12 protein-coding genes are annotated in these 17,328 nt (G+C 32.4%); 7 read left to right on the forward strand and 5 right to left on the reverse strand.

The window, feature by feature from the left end:
• Positions 1–6 precede the first annotated feature (6 nt).
• Both B0M43_RS23580 and B0M43_RS23585 read left to right on the forward strand, forming a co-directional pair.
• Positions 7–1,065 (forward strand): nucleoid-associated protein, encoded by a 1,059-nt coding sequence (locus B0M43_RS23580; protein WP_056252487.1) that lies wholly within the window; start codon positions 7–9, stop codon positions 1,063–1,065.
• Positions 1,066–1,470: 405 nt separating this feature from the next.
• A complete protein-coding gene (locus tag B0M43_RS23585) occupies positions 1,471–1,701 on the forward strand; it encodes a hypothetical protein (RefSeq protein WP_078005646.1) in 231 nt (76 codons plus the stop codon).
• A 62-nt stretch (positions 1,702–1,763) separates the two neighbouring features.
• Here B0M43_RS23585 and B0M43_RS23590 read toward each other — a convergent pair whose 3' ends face one another.
• Together B0M43_RS23590 and B0M43_RS23595 are read right to left on the reverse strand one after the other, a co-directional pair.
• Positions 1,764–2,345, reverse strand: coding sequence for a TetR/AcrR family transcriptional regulator (locus B0M43_RS23590; RefSeq protein WP_078005647.1), 582 nt, complete (start codon positions 2,343–2,345; stop codon positions 1,764–1,766).
• Between the two features lie 75 nt (positions 2,346–2,420).
• The gene (locus tag B0M43_RS23595; protein WP_078005648.1) at positions 2,421–3,173 is read right to left on the reverse strand and encodes a glucose 1-dehydrogenase; all 753 of its coding nucleotides are present in this window, start codon (positions 3,171–3,173) and stop codon (positions 2,421–2,423) included.
• Positions 3,174–3,402: 229 nt separating this feature from the next.
• Here B0M43_RS23595 and B0M43_RS23600 point away from each other — a divergent pair, with 229 nt between their 5' ends.
• Positions 3,403–5,772 (forward strand): GAF domain-containing protein, encoded by a 2,370-nt coding sequence (locus tag B0M43_RS23600; protein ID WP_078005649.1) that lies wholly within the window; start codon positions 3,403–3,405, stop codon positions 5,770–5,772.
• 94 nt (positions 5,773–5,866) lie between these two features.
• On the opposite strand, the gene B0M43_RS23605 is transcribed toward B0M43_RS23600, so the two are convergent.
• Positions 5,867–7,045 carry a Pycsar system effector family protein gene (locus B0M43_RS23605; protein WP_078005650.1) on the reverse strand — a complete coding sequence of 393 codons (1,179 nt, stop codon included), beginning with the start codon at positions 7,043–7,045 and terminating at the stop codon, positions 5,867–5,869.
• Positions 7,046–7,072: 27 nt separating this feature from the next.
• Here B0M43_RS23605 and B0M43_RS23610 point away from each other — a divergent pair, with 27 nt between their 5' ends.
• Positions 7,073–10,807, forward strand: coding sequence for a metallophosphoesterase (locus B0M43_RS23610; protein WP_065451374.1), 3,735 nt, complete (start codon positions 7,073–7,075; stop codon positions 10,805–10,807).
• A gap of 186 nt (positions 10,808–10,993) precedes the next feature.
• Here B0M43_RS23610 and B0M43_RS23615 read toward each other — a convergent pair whose 3' ends face one another.
• Positions 10,994–11,854, reverse strand: a complete 861-nt coding sequence (locus B0M43_RS23615; RefSeq protein WP_078005651.1) for a hypothetical protein — start codon at positions 11,852–11,854, stop codon at positions 10,994–10,996.
• A gap of 102 nt (positions 11,855–11,956) precedes the next feature.
• Positions 11,957–13,009 (reverse strand): hypothetical protein, encoded by a 1,053-nt coding sequence (locus tag B0M43_RS23620; RefSeq protein ID WP_065451372.1) that lies wholly within the window; start codon positions 13,007–13,009, stop codon positions 11,957–11,959.
• Positions 13,010–13,104: 95 nt separating this feature from the next.
• On the opposite strand from B0M43_RS23620, the gene B0M43_RS23625 reads away from it, so the two are divergent.
• The 3 genes from B0M43_RS23625 (at position 13,105) to B0M43_RS23635 (ending at position 17,223) form a co-directional block, all read left to right on the forward strand.
• Positions 13,105–14,016 carry an ABC transporter ATP-binding protein gene (locus B0M43_RS23625; RefSeq protein ID WP_078005652.1) on the forward strand — a complete coding sequence of 304 codons (912 nt, stop codon included), beginning with the start codon at positions 13,105–13,107 and terminating at the stop codon, positions 14,014–14,016.
• 3 nt (positions 14,017–14,019) lie between these two features.
• Complete coding sequence (locus B0M43_RS23630; protein WP_078005653.1) at positions 14,020–14,856, forward strand: ABC transporter permease; 837 nt, start codon at positions 14,020–14,022, stop codon at positions 14,854–14,856.
• Between the two features lie 123 nt (positions 14,857–14,979).
• Positions 14,980–17,223: a T9SS type B sorting domain-containing protein gene (locus B0M43_RS23635; RefSeq protein WP_246860170.1), complete on the forward strand. Its 2,244-nt coding sequence runs from the start codon at positions 14,980–14,982 to the stop codon at positions 17,221–17,223.
• The last annotated feature ends 105 nt before the right edge of the window (positions 17,224–17,328 follow it).

The following is a 17,328-nucleotide window of genomic DNA, read 5'->3' on the forward strand; positions in this document are numbered from 1 at the left end:
CTAAATATGATCAACCTTTTCAACACCCACATCGAGACGCTTGCGATACACCGCGTAGGAAACAAAAGCAGAAACGAAGCGATTTTTTTATCGGAACAGCCTTTTAATTTGAATGATGAAATTGTGCCTTTGATAAAAGAGTACTTTTTTAAGCCTTTTAGAGAGAAAGAAGAAAACTATTATCAGTTTGCGCACGAAGTCGATTTGGATTACAACGACATGTTTAAATATGCAACGGAGATTTTTGATAATCCAAATAATTTGCAGGAGATTTCTAAAAGAATCACTACACATTTATTTGAGCAATCAAATCACCCGCACATTAAAAACGGAGAGGTTTATGTAACGTATTTAACCAATTTAAGTATCGACAATAATGTTGTTGATGCAATCGGAATTTTTAAAAGTGAGTTACAAGCCGACTTTTTACAGTTTGAAGAAAAAAACAGTAACCTTGAAATGATTTTGCAACAAGGTATCAACCTGAGCAAATTAGACAAAGGTTGTTTGATTTTTAATTATAAAAAAGATGAAGGTTATAAAATTCTAACTGTTGATAGTAACCGTTATGACGCACGTTACTGGTTAGAGCACTTTTTATCTGTTGATGCTTTTGAAGATGAAAACTTCATCACAAAAAAATACTTAAAATTCTGCCAAAACTTCGCAAAAGACGTTGTTTTGCCGGCAGAAGACAAAAAAGAAGAGGTAATGTTTATGAACAGATCTGTGAATTATTTCGCAAAAAATGATCAGTTTGAGGAACAAAACTTCCTAAACGAAGTATTAGACAATCCTGACTTGATTCCTGAATTCAAAAACTATAAAGTGGATAAAGGAGAAAAATACAGCATCGAAGATGTAACCTCATTCCCTATTGCCAACGCAGCAGTTTCTGACGCCAGAAAATCGATTAAAAACGTTATTAACCTGGATACACATATTCAGATTAAAATGGATTTTATCAATCCTGAAAGCGCTGAAAAATTTGTAGAAAAAGGCTGGGATGAAGAAAAACAAATGTATTACTACTTAGTTTATTTCAATAAAGAAGAAAAAAGCTAGTAGTTGATTCATTTTCTATTACTTACTTAAAACAAAAAACGGCAATTACAATAGTACTTGCCGTTTTTTTATTCATTGTATTTCCTTTCAATAAAATAAAACCAATTTAAAATGGATCAATCCCAAAAGCTATTGCGAGAGAAAAAAATTTAACACGGAGAACGCAAAGTTTTTTCAATATACTAAGTTCAATAAAAACACAAAGTTCACAAAGCTTTGTGGCCTCAGATTGTGTAAACACAACTTAAATCTTAGTGAACTTTGCGAATCCCGATAGCTATTGGGATTGTATACTCTGCGTTAAAAATAGGAGTATGAAATTTTCAATGTTTCTCCACAACTTTTAGTATTATCCCTTTAAAATTTGCTAGATTTGGTAATCCGTCTAAATTAAAATCAAAAATAATGGCCGATTTTAAAAAAACAGAATTAGAAGAACTTGCCTTTAAAACTGCGAAAACATTACTTGCAAAATATCAAAATCCGCACGATCTTAAACTTGAAGAAAATTCATCTTTAGAGGATTCGTATACTATTTTAATTACGCTTTTATATACTGAAAAGTTAAATCCTGAAGACCAATTAGCCATTGTCTCTATCATAGACGAAATGAAACTAATTGACGGCAACCTATAATTCAATAAAAAACGGCAACTACTCTGGTAATTGCCGTTTTTTATTTTTAATAATTTTATACATTATAATATAGAAAATACCGCTTTTACTATATCGTCGTAAACTTGTTTATCTCTTTCTCCGGTTCGGGCCAAAACACGAATTCCGGAATAATTATTAAAGATGAAGCGAGCCAAAACCCTTGCATCTTGTTGTTTCGAAATATGTCCGGACTCCTGCCCTTTCTTTACTGCTTTGGTAAAAACTTGTTCCATAGTCTGGCTGTTGCTTTTTACGATTTTTGCAATGTCTTCATCGTGCATGGCAAGTTCTACAGACGAGTTGACCATAAAACAGCCTTTTGTAATTCTGTCTTCCAAACTTTCAATAACGGCTTGTTTAAAAATATCGTGCAGTGTTTCTTTTACATTTTCAGATTCATCCAAAAGCTTTATAACCTGATCTTGCGAGTGTTTTTGATAACGCAGTAATGATTGCGCAAAAAGTTTCTGTTTGTCTCCAAAAGTGTCATACAAACTCGAACGGCTTATACCTAAATGCGTAACCAAATCCTGAGCCGAAGTTCCGTTATAACCTTTGTGCCAAAAAATTTCAATTGCTTTGTCTAAAGCTTTTTCTTCATTAAATTCTTTTGTTCTAGCCATGATCGAAAATTTAAATTTCTATACAAAGATACTGATTATACGGAACAATCGTTCCTGAATTTGTGTAAAAAAAAATTAAACTACAGCGTTTACTGTAAGTCCGCCATCGACAACAATTTCTGTTCCTGTAATGAATGAAGCATCATCTGAAGCTAAGAAACCAACGGTTTTTGCAATTTCTGAAGATTGTCCAAAACGTTTCAATAAAATTTTCTCTGACAAAACTGTTCCAAAACCTTCTACTTCTTCTTTTTGCAATCCTAATTTTCCATACAATGGAGTTTCAACAGGACCAGGAGAAACAGCATTTACCCTGATTTTTCTTGGTGCCAATTCTGTTGCAAAAACTTTATTTAAAGATAAAACTGCAGCCTTACTTGAAGCATAAACACTAGAATTTGTCATCCCAACATGTGCATTGATTGAAGTATTGAAAATTATAGAACCACCGTCATTTAAAATAGGCAATACTTTTTGCACTGTAAAGTAAACTCCTTTTACATTTACATTCATAATACTGTCATAATGTTCTTCTGAAGCTGACTCTACCGGAGCAAATGAAGCAATTCCTGCGTTTAAGAATAAAATATCAACTTTTCCAAATTGTGCTTTTACCTGTTCAACCAAACTATCAATTGATTTTAAATCAGATTGATCTGAAACAATTCCGGTTACGTTCAATTCAGTTTCGGCTTTTGCCAAGGCTTCTTTGTTTCTTCCTGTTACAATTACTGTTGCACCTTTCGCAACTAATTCAGCTGCAGCTGCATATCCAATTCCACTATTTCCACCTGTTACAATAGCCACTTTGTTTTCTAAATTTTTCATTTTATTTAATTTTAAGTTATTGATTATTCAATTATTATGGTACAAAGATATAATAACGGAACGATCGTTCCGTTATTATAGGTGTTAATATTTAGTTAAAATAATTATCCGTTTTTTAAAGCCCCACTTTATAAGGAGTTATCTCTATTGAACCATAAAGGAAAGAAATGGTAAAATGTCGGTGATTCTTAATTTATGCTTAATTTTGTACTCTAAAAACAAAAAAAAAATGGATCGTCTTTTACACAACGAAAGTCCTTTCGAAACGATAATCTCATTTCATAAACTAATTGAGTCTTTTGAACAAATTGCTTTATCAGATGTTGACTACCGATCTAATTACGCCAAAGCCATTCTTAAAGAAGTTGAAGCATATCCGGAATTCAGAACCGGAATTCGCGAATACAGCACCATTAAAAATAATGAAGCTTTAATTAAGAATTTGGTTGCCGATTTATTCCCAACGGCTTTGACTCATAATGAAATAAAGGCAATTACAATTCCTTTTCAGAATATATCCTTCAACTACACAGAACGTTTCAAGAAAATTTTACGCAATGCAGGTGACGAATTTTATATGGAAATTCGCGATTTTGATGAACATCAGTTCTATATTAATAATTGTTGTTTGATTTTAAGCAATTATTATAACGAACATATTGATTTCAACAAACCTTTTTTCTATGATATTCCGGACGAAAGCGGCGTAGAAAAACATTACCGCATTTTGTACAATGCCGATTTTATGGAAATTTCTCCAACAGAAAAATCTATAGCTTTGACTCAAAGTGATATTGATCTCTTAATAGATAACTATAATGATATCGAATTATGGAAATCTAAATTTCCTCCGGGAAGCTGGCAGTTAAAAGGTTTCGGAATTGTTTCTTTGTTTGATGCCACGACAGAAAGTGCTATTTCGACATTGAAAAGTAATTTATTGAAACCTGGTGTAAAAACAGTTACAACAGATCATGAAGTATCGAATATTTTTCAGTCTATTTTTAATCTTCCTAACTTAAAAGTTGGATTTATTATTTATAATCCTGAGGAAGAAAAATTCATAAGACCTGCAAAGTACGAAACGCAGCTGAAGAGTTTTTTACTTGCTGCAGATCAGGAAGTCGATTGTAAAAATGCTTTTTTTGGATGCTCTTTCGAAAACTTACTCGACAAAAAAGAACCGTTTGTTATTTCCAATGTTGCTAAATTTACAGAAGAATCTACCAACAAAAGACTTGGTGAACATTTATTAAAACAAAATATCAACAGCTGTATTTTTGCACCGGTTATCAAAGCCGGACATTTATTAGGTGTTGTTGAATTGGTTTCTGAAAATGCGCGGGATTTAAATAGTGTGAATGCGACAAAACTGGAATTGGTTTTACCGTATTTGACAGATACGATTGATCGTTACAATACAGATATGCAACATCAGATTGAAGCGATTATTCAGCGTGAATACACTACAATCCATCCGAGTGTTTACTGGAAATTTAAAAAAGAATCTCAGAATTACTTTCAAAACACCAATCATACAAAGGATTATATTTTTAAGGAAATTGTGTTTAAAAATGTATTCCCTTTATACGGACAAATCGATATAAAAGGTTCTTCTGAACATCGAAATGAAACAGTAAAAATTGATTTAAAAAATCAGCTTTCTGCTTTATTGGAAATTTTTGACAATCAAAAACCAAACTCCAATCTGGTACTTTTGGAACAAAGAAAATTTGAATTGGAATCGATGCGAACCGAATTGGATTTTCCGCTAAAAGCAGATACAGAGCAACATATTCAGCGTTATATTGAAGAAGAAATTCATCCAATATTAAAAAATACAAAAGACAACGCTACGAATCAAAAATTAGAAGAATTCTATTTTTCTACACTGGATGAAAAAACAGGAATGTTTTATCAGGAAAGAAAGAAATTTGATAATGCGATGTCAATCATCAATAAAAGACTGGCTTCTGTTCTGGACAAAAAACAAATTGAGGCACAGCAAATTTATCCGCACTATTACGAGCGCTTTAAAACAGATGGTGTCGAGCATAATTTATACATTGGAGCTTCGATTTCGCCTACTAAGCCGTTTGATATTATGTATTTGCACAATTTGCGCTTATGGCAATTGCAGACTTTATGCGAAATGGAATTAGAACATCATCAACTTAAAGAATCTCTACCTTACGAGTTGGATGTTACTTCGTTGATTTTGGTATTTAGCCAACCGCTTTCTATACGTTTTAGAATGGATGAAAAACGTTTTGATGTTGATGGAACTTACAATGCAAGATATGAAGTCGTTAAAAAACGAATCGACAAATCGAACATTAAAGGAACCAAAGAACGTATTACAGAGAAAGAAAAAATTACAATTGTGTATTCGCAAAACAGCGAAGAAGCCGAATATTTAAAATACATTAAATACTTACAGCACAAGAAAATTCTTGAACCGGCAATTGAACAATTTGAAGTTGAAGATCTTCAGGGAGTTTCAGGTTTGAGAGCGATTCGTGTAAAAGTGATTAACAATACCGCAAGTCCAACAGCAAACAAAATTACGTATCAGGATCTATTAGATGAGCTTAATTAATTATTAAGTCGTTAATATGCCAATTTTTTGATTGAATAACTAAAGCTTTGTCAAAGTTTGAAACTTTGACAAAGCTACTTTAGTAATCAAAACTTTAAATCGATTTGAATGCGATTACAAAAGCAACGACCGTAATAATGATTCCTATCATGAAAAAGTTGTAGGCAATTCGCAATAAATTGTATTTACGCTGTAACACCAATCCTAAGTAATACAAATCTTTAATCATATTCGAATAGAGATAGTCACGATCTTTCATCATTTCATTCATTGCCCAATCATATTCTTCTAAAGGCATCTTATAGAAGTTTCCAAAAAACAATAAATTAATTTTTTTGTTTTCTATATCTTCTCTGGTAAAAACTCCTGAAGTAACTTTTGGTCTTGTAGAGAGAATTGCAAAAATTATCGTAACAACACTTGACATCAACATTATAAAAGTTGGTATCACCAAATGTGCATTTTTAGGACTGTCTAATTTTGGAATAATAGACGAAAGTGCAATCGAAATAATAATTGCATTTACAGACAATAAAATATTGGCTTTGCTATCGGCAATTCCGCTTAATCGCGTATGATTTCCTAAAGTAACACGAAACAAAGTATCGACACCACGATCCGGTTTTTCGATTTTTTCTTTCTTTTTTAGTTCGTCCTCCAGTTTATCTGCTTCTTTCTTTTTTTGTTTTTCAATTTTCTTCTGAACAAGCATTAAATTCTTCTCTTTTAGAGGCTGCCATTTTCTCAGTGCATAATCAGTGTAAAAACGATGTTTGTTCATTAAAAAATTCAAATTTTCTTTTGCCCATTCGGCATTAGAAAAATCCAGATTCCAGGTATTTTTTAGTTCAATTCGCAACAATTCGCAGGTTGTTTCGTATTCTGTTCCAACAAGATGTGCAAAATCAGCATCTTTAATTATTTTTTCTAAATGTGTTTTAGGAATGTATTCTTTTATGGTAGCCATAATCAAATTGGAAACAGCCGTTATAAATTCATCCGATTGTTCTTTTTCTTTTAAAAAACTTGTAGCAATTTTCACACTCTCCTGCTCATGATTTTCATAACCATCAACATATCCTGTATCGTGAAACCAGGCAGCAACTAAAAGCATTTCCTTTTCATTTTCTTTAACATTTTCTTTTTTACAAAGCACTTTTACTGCATTTACTACCGTTAAAGTATGGTTAAAATTATGATAAGAATATAAATTAGAAAGTTTATCTTTGAGTAAATTACTGACGAAATCTTCGGATTGTTCTATTAGATTCATGGAGAATTGTTTTTATACCACTAAATTATGAAATTGTTTTTGGATAATCATTTTATTACTAAAATTAAAAACCGGTCTTTGGCATTAGTTGTATTGCTGCTGGTTTATTCCTGCGCTACGCATAAAGCGCAATACGGAAAAAATGTTAGTGCTTACGAAACGGAAAACGCAACTGATACTATAAAAATTGCACACACAATTTATTTAGTTGGAGATGCCGGAAATGCAGATGAAAAACAGGCACAGCAAACGCTTGAACTGCTGCATCAGAAATTAAAAAAATCAAACAAAAAAGCGACCTTACTTTTTTTAGGAGACAATATTTATCCTAAGGGTTTTCCCAGCGATGATAATGCTGCAGCGATATCTTTGGCTGAAACAAAACTGACCAACCAATTAAAACTTACTAAAGGTTTTAAAGGAAAAACAATTGTGATTCCCGGTAATCATGACTGGTATAATGGTATAAAAGGGCTGGAACGCCAAGCCGATTTTGTAACAAAATATCTGAACGACAAAAAAGCTTTTTTACCTCGAAAAAGTTGTGCCATCGAAGATGTTAAGATTGACAGTACTGCTACGTTAATTACTGTTGATAGCGAATGGTTCTTAGAAGATTGGGATAATCACCCCACAATGAATGATAATTGTGATATTAAAACAAGAGAAGATTTCTTTGATCAGTTAGAAAATCTATTAAATAAAAATCAGGAAAAGACAGTTGTTCTTGCTATTCACCATCCTTTGATGAGCAACGGAACTCACGGAGGACAGTTTTCTTTAGAAAAACAATTATTTCCTTTAGAACAAAAAATACCATTGCCGATAATTGGTTCTTTTATCAATTTACTACGAAAAACATCTGGTGTAAGTCCGCAGGATATCCAGAACAAACAATATACTATCTATGCAAAACGTATTAAAACCCTTTTGCAAAAGCAAAAAAATGTAATTGTTGTTTCCGGACATGATCACAATCTTCAATATGTAAACAAAGAAAACATTCAGCAAATCATTAGTGGTGCCGGATCAAAATCTGAAGCGGCAAGAGCTATAAACCCTACTGAATTCTCCTATGGAGGAAATGGTTATGCGACCTTAACTTTGTTTAAAAGCGGTGATGCAAAAGTTGCCTTTTTTGGAAATGAAAACAATAAAGAAAAATTACTTTTTGAACATGAAATCATTAAGGCAAAAGAAATTAATTGGGCTGCAACTGTAGACAGTAAATTTCCTGCCACTATGACTACTTCTATTTACTCAGCAAAAATGACCAAAAAAAGTGTTTTTCATAAATTCTTATTTGGGAATCATTACAGGAAGTACTACAGTTTGCCAATAGAAGCTAAAACGGCTACTTTAGACACCTTAATGGGAGGGCTGAAACCTATTCGTGAAGGCGGAGGACATCAATCTGTATCGTTACGAGTTTCAGATCCCAAAGGAAGAGAATATGTTATGCGCGCCATGAAAAAAAGTGCTACAGTATTCCTGCAATCAGTAGCTTTTAAAGATCAGTATGTTGTTAATGATTTTGAAGATACATATGCTGAGAACTTTTTATTCGATTTCTATACTACTTCGCACCCTTATACCTCATTTGCCATTGGCAGTATGGCAGACCAAATTGGTTTACCGCACACCAATCCTGTTTTGTATTACATACCAAAACAAAATGGTTTAAAAGAATTTAACTCCAATTTTGGAGATCAGCTTTATATGGTCGAAGAAAGACCTGCTGATAATCATTTGGATGGCAAGAATTTTGGCAATCCAACGGATATTATTAGTACTGAAGATATGATGAAAAATCTTCATAAAGACGAAAAATACAGCGTTGATGAAGATGCTTACATGAAAGCACGTTTATTTGATATGCTTATTGGCGATTGGGACAGACACAGCGACCAGTGGCGTTGGGCAGAACATAAAAAAGGCAGTAAAGTGCTTTACGAACCAATTCCCCGTGACCGCGATCAGGCTTTTGTAAAATATGATGGAACTTTACTTTCGATTTTAATGAATATTCCGGCGCTGCGCCACATGAGAACTTTCAAAAACAAAATTGATAATGTAAAATGGCTTAACAGAGAACCTTATCCTATGGATTTAGCCTTTTTAAAGACTGCCGAAGAGAAAGACTGGATTGCTCAGGCTAAATATATACAGGAAAATTTATCGGATAGTGATATTGATAAAGCTTTTAAAAACTTACCAAAAGAAGTTCAGGATGCCACGATTGAAGACATCAAGAAAAAATTAAAAAACAGAAAGAAAGATCTTCAAAAATATGCTTCAGATTATTTTGATGTTCTAAGCCATACCGTAATGATTGCCGGAACTGATAAAAAAGATAAATTTATCATTAACCATAATGCTAAAAAAAATATTGAAATTCAAGTTTTTAGAGTTAAAAAAGAAGGTGATGAATTAATTTACACCAAAACGGTAACGGATGCTAAAACGAAAAATCTTTGGATTTATGGTTTAGATGATAATGATGTTTTTGAAGTAAAAGGAAATCAGAAATCAAACATTAAAATTCGTTTGATTGGCGGTCAGAACAATGATACGTACAATATCGAAAACGGAAAAAAAGTAATTGTCTACGATTTTAAATCTAAAGAAAACACCTATAATCTCGATTCTAAAACTAAAACACAACTAACAGATGATTATGATGTGAACCTGTACAATTACGAAAAACCTAAATATAATGTGGTATCAGGACTTCCTAACATTGGTTATAATCCTGATGACGGTGTAAAAGTAGGGATCAATTTAAATTATACGGTTAATAATTTCAAACAAAATCCTTACACGCAAAGACACGTTTTAAACGCATTTTACTATTTTGCAACCGGAGGTTTAGAGTTTAATTATGTAGCGCATTTTCCCGGTTTGTTAGGTAAATGGGTGATTGATGTTGAATCGCAATATACGACTCCAAACTTTGCCATGAATTATTTTGGGTACGGAAATGAAACTAAATACGATGCTGACGAAGTCGATATGGATTATAATCGTGTACGTATTAGAAAATTTAATGTTTCGGGCGCTATAAGACACGTTGGCCGTTATGGAAGCGAATTTAGCGTACTGCCACTTTTTCAAAGAATGACTGTTGAAGAAACTGAAAACAGATTTATTGACACGCCAAATATTGTAAATCCAAATGTTTTTGATAATCAGAATTATGGTGGTTTAAAAGTAAAATATCTTTTCAAAAATTCTGATTTTGCAGCAAAACCAACCTTAGGGGTTGCTTTTATGGCTTCTGCAACATGGCTGACTAATTTAGATAATACGAAACAAAACTTTCCTACGATTGAAAGCATTTTGGGGTTTACGCACAAAATTGACCATAACGGTAAATTAGTTTTGGCGACCTACTTAAAAGGAAAAGCTGTTTTAAATAATAATTTTGATTTTTATCACGGAGCATCTCTGGGCGGAGATACTGATTTAAGAGGTTATAGAAACGAACGCTTTTTAGGAAGTTCTTATTTTTCTCAAAGCAGTGATTTACGATTCAGCATTGGTAAAATTCAAAAAACAATTGCTCCGTTAACATACGGTATTCTGGGTGGTTTTGATTACGGAAGAGTTTGGCTGGATGGTGAAGACTCTAAAAAATGGCACCAGGATTATGGTGGAGGAGTTTGGATTAATGCCATCAATGTTTTAACAGCAAGAGTGTCTTATTTTAAATCTCCTGATGAAATAGGAAGAGTTATTTTTGGAGCGGCATATAGCTTTTAGTAAAGCTTCTAAGGTTCTAAGTGGCTAAGGTTCTAAGTTTTTAAAAAAAGGTTCTAAGTTACAAAGGTTTTTTTGCCACGAATTTCACAAATTTACACTAATCAATAATTGGTGAAAATTGGTGAAATTCGTGGCAAACTTTTTTCTTACTATCTCAGAACGTTAGCCACTTAGAACCTCAGAACCTTATTTAATTTTAAACTCGTAAACGTTCCCTCCTGTTTTATTTGCTTTTTCATCTGCAATCAGTAAGGTATTATTGTCTTTGAAAACTATAGCTTCTTTTTGCGAAAAGTGATTTAGTTTTATTTCGGTTTGAGATCCTTTATGAAATAAATCGCCTTTAAAACCTTTAAATAAAACAATTTTATCATGACTTAACAAAACAACTTTTTTTCCGTCAGGGCTAATTGTGGCGCTTGTCAACACACAATGATTGTAATTATCACAAGTTTTAAATTCACCAATTTTAGTCGCTTTTTGAGTTCCCGGAGCGTTTAGAATTTTATAAATAAAAGCTGTTCCGTCGAAACCTTTACTTCTGTTTTTGGTAAAAAGATAAAAGTAATTTCCGTGTTCGAAAAAACCTTCTACATCATAAAATAATTCCTTTTTCTTTGGAGGAAATTCAGTTTGTTCAGGATACGAAAAAGAAACTTTATATTCGGTTACAGCCGCATCTTTATTTAACTGATTTTTATTGACTTTGTAAATGCACAAGTCTCTGCGTTCATTATCATTATTTCCAAAATCACCAATATAAATATTACCGCTTTTATCTTTTGTAATATCTTCCCAATCTACATTTGTTGCATTTGTAATGGTAATTGTTTTAGCCAATTTACCTTGTGAATTTATTGCGTAAATGGCATTTTTGTTGCCGCTGTCTTCTAAAGTATAAAGTAAGTTTGTTGCAGGAAAATAAGTAATTCCAGAAACTTCTTTTAACTTTTTAGGAAGCGAATAAAGCGTCCTAAATTCAGGAGTTGATTGTTGCTGACAAGCCAGTAAAGCAATAGAAATTCCAAGTAAAAAAAACTTTTTCATAATATTATTTTTTATTTTTTAAGCCACAGATTAAATGATTAAAAATGATTTTTACCAAAATTCCATTTCTAAAAATAAATCGTTTTAATCTGTGGCTAAAAACTAGATTAAATTCGTGTTTTTAAAATTACGTGTAATAAACTCAAATGCCGCAAACATAATGTGTCCCATCGATTTGGCATTTTTAAACTTCATATCATTAGTGTAACGGTACAATTCCATTTTTAGTTGATTTAAATGATCTACTGTCGAAATGGTATCGTGACACATAATATTCAATAATTTTGTAATTCTGGCTTCGGCAGAATGAATTCGTTTTGCCAAAATTGCCCTTTCTTCATCCTTATACTGAATAACGGAACGGTCCTCTAATTTTTCCTTTATGAGTTTCATCATTTGATAGTTTTCCCTAAAAAACTGCGGACGATAAACTTTAAAATTACCTTCATAACATTGCTGGTCAAAATCTATGGCACGAATTCTATAGACTACCTGGTCAAAATCATGAATTGGAACAATTACATAATTATACGAACGCATATCACCCAGAAGCCTAATCATACAGCGTTCGTTAAATTTCACAAACTCTTTTGCTATTTGAGATTTTTCTGTTTCAGTAGAAGTATGCAGCAAAGTTTCCATAAAAATATCACCTGGAATTCCTACGATATGTTCTTCTATCAGAGTGTCACCAAAAACCAGAAAATTTATTTTATCGGGTGATAAAATGTCTTCAAGTTCTAATCCGTAAATTCGGGAAGCATCGGCTTTCTTTATATAAAAATGAACATAATTATCATTGAGAATATTACGCACTTTTACCCTGAAAGGTTTTGAGTTTCCAAAGGTGCAAAAATCGATAGCATCAACATTTAAGTATTGAATAATATCATTATTTCCATCTGAGTGCAAAAGCGAATAAATCTTTTTTAAATTCAAATCAATTTCTTCGCGGTCAAACTCTCCATAATAAACACGGGTCCACAAAGTATCTACACCGTTTTTATCGTATAAATTTATGGCTCCTGCAAATCGCAATAAATCATCATAAAATACAGATACTTTTGAAATACGCTCGTATTTATCTAAATAACTTAAAAGAGCTGGAGTTAAAGGGTACGATGGTTTTTTTAAAACCATTAAAGGTTCGCTCATTTTGAATATCTTTATTACAAATTTACATTAAATAAAATTTAGCGTAACAATAAACAAGTTGAATCGTCATACTTAAAACTAAAACCGAAATAAATTTGGAAACCATACTTACTATTGAGAATCTGCATAAAAGATACGGGCGCATTCAAGCCTTAAAAAATGTTTCTTTTGAAATACAAAAAGGCCGTGTCTACGGTATTTTAGGTCCGAACGGAAGTGGAAAATCAACTACTCTGGGAATTGTGCTAAATGTTGTAAACCGTACATCGGGAACCTACAGCTGGTTTGGAGGAAAGGTCGAGACTCATGAAGCCTTAAAAAAAGTAGGCGCAATTATAGAAAGACCTAACTTTTACCCGTACATGACTGCGGAAGAAAACCTGAAATTGGTTTGTAAAATAAAAAGCATTAATTATGCTAAAATCAATGAAAAGCTTGATTTAGTAGGCTTAACGGAAAGAAAAGACAGTAAGTTTAGTACTTTTTCGTTAGGGATGAAACAGCGTTTAGCTATTGCATCGGCGCTATTGAATGATCCTGAAATTTTAATTTTAGACGAACCTACGAATGGCCTAGATCCGCAGGGAATTCACCAGATTCGTGATATTATCAAAAAAATTGCTTCGCAGGGAACTACTATTTTACTGGCATCGCACTTATTAGATGAAGTCGAAAAAGTGTGTTCGCATGTAATTGTTTTACGAAAAGGAGAAATTTTATATTCAGGTTCTGTTGATGAAATGTCGGCAAACGAAGGCTTCTTTGAAATTATGTCCGATGATAATGCAACACTAAAAAATGTCCTTGCAACACATTATTCAATAGACCGAATAACAGAAGAAGACGGAAAACTTTTGGTTTATTTAAAATCGGATTTATCAGCAGCAGCACTGAATCAGTTTTTATTTTCTAAAAACATTACGCTAAGCCATTTGGTAAAACGTAAAAACAGTCTTGAAGCTCAATTTTTAGAATTAACCAAAAATGCCATTACTCAAAACAACTAAACCATGAACAGACTTATCTCTATAGAATTACAAAAAATCTGGAAAAACAAAGCCAGTCGTATCCTTACTTTAACTTACTTCATTTTACTTTCATTCATTGCATTAATTGCTTCTATAAAATTTGATTTGGGTCCCATACATATTGATCCGTCAGAAATGGGGATTTTTAATTTTCCGTTTATATGGCATTTTAATACTTATTTTGCAGCCTGGCTTAAATTTTTCATGGCCATTGTTATTGTATCTATGATGGCAAATGAATACAGTTACGGAACTTTAAAACAAAATTTAATTGATGGTTTGAGTAAAAAAGAATTTATTTTGTCCAAATTCTTAACCGTTGTGCTTTTCGCCTTAGGTTCTACTATTTTTGTTTTTATAATGACTTTAATCCTTGGATATTCGTTTTCATCTTATACTGAATTTGGGATCGTTTTTAGTGATTTAGAATATTTGTTGGCCTTTTTCGTAAAATTATTAGGATTCTTTTCTTTTTGTCTATTTTTGGGTATCTTAGTAAAACGATCTGCCTTTGCTTTGGGATTTTTATTGGTATGGATTTTTATTGAATCAATCATAAAAGGTCTTTTAGTATTTCAAATATTCCCGGAAAGCAATATAGGTTATAGGATTACGCAGTTTTTACCTTTAGAAGCAATGTCAAATTTAATTATTGAACCCGTTTCAAGATTATCGGTTATAAAAAGTATCGGAACACAAATTGGGGTCGAAAATACTAAAGATTATGGTGTACATTCTTTTTCAATTTTGATCGTTTTGGTATGGACTTTTTTGTTTATACATTTTTCTTACAAATTACTAAAAAATAGAGATTTGTAGTATACTTTTAAGGCTATGAATTATTTTAAAATTTGTTTTTTTTCTTTAGTTATTTGCTTACTATCTGCGAAGATAGAAGCGCAGAATATTACTGTAGATGACACAAAAACGCCTGAATCACTGGTGAAAAATGTATTAATAAATAGTTCTTGCATAAATATAGCCACTGTTCAGGCTTCTGGAAATCCAGCAAGTAATGGAGCTAGTTACGCTTCATTCGATTCAGGAACTAGTGATTTTCCTTTTTCGAATGGTATAGTTTTAAGTACATCAGCCAGTAAAAATGCTGTAGGCCCTTATATAGAAGCTAATTCGATTGGTTTTGTAAATTCCGCATGGCCTGGAGATACAGATTTAAATGCCGCGCTAAATTATAGTCAAAGCTCGCAAGCGACTGTTTTAGAATTTGAATTTGTATCCATGACAAACTCTATAAGCTTTAATTATATTTTTGCCTCAAGTGAGTATCAAAAATATTATCCCTGCAATTTTTCTGATGCATTCGCTTTTTTAATTAAAGAAGTCAGCAGTAGCGAGAATTATAAAAATTTAGCGGTAATACCGAATACTACAACATCTGTTTCTTCTACCACAGTTCATGCAGACATTCTACCTTATACAGATGGCACTACATCTTCTCCTGGCTGTAAAGCAGAAAATAAAGATTTTTTTTATGGATATAATACTGTCAACAGTCCTGTAAATTACGCAGGACAAACTGTAGCTATGAAAGCCCACACTCAAGTGATCCCTAATAAAACATATCATCTAAAATTAGTTGTTGCAGATGACTACACCGGACAGTACAACTCAGCCGTTTTTATCGAAGGAGGAAGTTTTGTTTCTCTAGTAGATTTTGGTGCAGACAGAACTATTGCCAATAACAATCCTGCATGCTTTGATGAAACTATCACTCTAAATACTCAATTAGAAAATACTCAATATGACTTTAAGTGGTTTAAGCAGGACGCTACTAATAATTATGTAGAAATTCCTTCGCAGGTAAGTTCTACATATAATGTTCAATCGGGTGGAAACTATAAAGTCGAGGCTACTTTAAAAGGCACAAGTTGTGTATTCATAGGACATATTAAGATTGAATATGCTCCGGAAATTCTTTCAGCCAATACTTCTTTATTACAATGTGATGATGATACTGACGGAATTACCGTTTTCAACCTCACAAAAGTTAATGACATTGTAAAAAATAATGTTCCAGAGATAGTAAATAAAGGATATTATGAATCATTGGCAGATGCAAAAGCTAAAACAAATCCTATTTTAAATCCTGAGCAATACACGAACAAAATCGTTGATCAAATTGTTTATGCAAGAATTGAAAATGAATACGGATGTTTTGCAATTGCCGAAATAACATTAAAAATTTCGAGCACTACAATTCCAGATCAAGCCCCTATTGCAACTTGTGATGGAGATGACAACCAAGACGGATTGTATCAGTTTGATCTTGCTGAAGAAGTTACTCCCCAAGTTTCAACAGGCTTACCTACTACATTAGTATTTAATTATTATCTAAATACTAACGATGCGTTGAATGAAACCAATAAATTACCTAATATATTTAAAAATAATGTCGCTTTTAGCCAAATTATTTATGCTAAAGCTACAAACGGGGCCGACTGTTTTGATATCGTGCCTATTGAGCTTGTTGTAAATACTTTCGATCCTCCTAATTTTGAGGAGGAAACAAAAATTTTATGTAAAGGAGAAGAAATTACTTTAGATGTGACCACGGGTTTTGCTAGTTATTTATGGAATACCGGAAGTACAAATACCTCTATTGAAGTGAACACTGCGGGAGATTACTTTGTAGTAGTTACAGATGTAAATGGCTGCCAAAAAACAAAGAAGTTCAAAGTCGTTTTATCAGAGCCTGCTTTAATAACTGAAGCTATTGTTAAAGATTTTTCAGGAATCGATAATTCAGTTTTAATACAATATACAGGAGTTGGTAATTACGAATTCTCATTAGAAGGAAATATTTTTCAAGACAATCCATTATTCACTGGTGTTAAGCCGGGAATTTACAATGCACTTGCAAAATATAAAAATGGCTGCGGATTATCTAATTCATTTTTATTATATGTTCTGGATTACCCTAGATTCTTTACCCCAAACGGAGATGGATATAATGACTTATGGTTTATCACCAACTTTGATACACTTCCTGATTACAAGATTTTCATATTTGATCGTTACGGAAAATTACTAAAACAAATGAATCAAAATAGTGCAGGATGGACCGGAATCTACAATGGTCAACAATTACCCGCAGATGATTATTGGTTTACACTGCAATTTGTTGATGGTAAAATTGTAAAAGGTCACTTTAGTTTAAAGAGATAAAAAATAAAGGAAATTACAATCTGAAAATTCTAAATTCCAATACTTAAAAATTCCAGGAAATTTAAACTTCAACTAAAAATTCTAAAAAGTTTAGAATAAAAAAAT

This window comes from Flavobacterium sp. KBS0721 (genome assembly GCF_002007065.3).
In the GTDB taxonomy this organism is placed as follows: Bacteria; Bacteroidota; Bacteroidia; order Flavobacteriales; family Flavobacteriaceae; genus Flavobacterium; species Flavobacterium piscis.

Coding starts and splice junctions, on each gene's coding strand:
- B0M43_RS23580 (WP_056252487.1), top strand. CDS start 7: ATGATCAACCTTTTCAACACCCACATCGAGACGCTTGCGATACACCGC.
- B0M43_RS23585 (WP_078005646.1), top strand. CDS start 1,471: ATGGCCGATTTTAAAAAAACAGAATTAGAAGAACTTGCCTTTAAAACT.
- B0M43_RS23590 (WP_078005647.1), bottom strand. CDS start 2,345: ATGGCTAGAACAAAAGAATTTAATGAAGAAAAAGCTTTAGACAAAGCA.
- B0M43_RS23595 (WP_078005648.1), bottom strand. CDS start 3,173: ATGAAAAATTTAGAAAACAAAGTGGCTATTGTAACAGGTGGAAATAGT.
- B0M43_RS23600 (WP_078005649.1), top strand. CDS start 3,403: ATGGATCGTCTTTTACACAACGAAAGTCCTTTCGAAACGATAATCTCA.
- B0M43_RS23605 (WP_078005650.1), bottom strand. CDS start 7,045: ATGAATCTAATAGAACAATCCGAAGATTTCGTCAGTAATTTACTCAAA.
- B0M43_RS23610 (WP_065451374.1), top strand. CDS start 7,073: ATGAAATTGTTTTTGGATAATCATTTTATTACTAAAATTAAAAACCGG.
- B0M43_RS23615 (WP_078005651.1), bottom strand. CDS start 11,854: ATGAAAAAGTTTTTTTTACTTGGAATTTCTATTGCTTTACTGGCTTGT.
- B0M43_RS23620 (WP_065451372.1), bottom strand. CDS start 13,009: ATGAGCGAACCTTTAATGGTTTTAAAAAAACCATCGTACCCTTTAACT.
- B0M43_RS23630 (WP_078005653.1), top strand. CDS start 14,020: ATGAACAGACTTATCTCTATAGAATTACAAAAAATCTGGAAAAACAAA.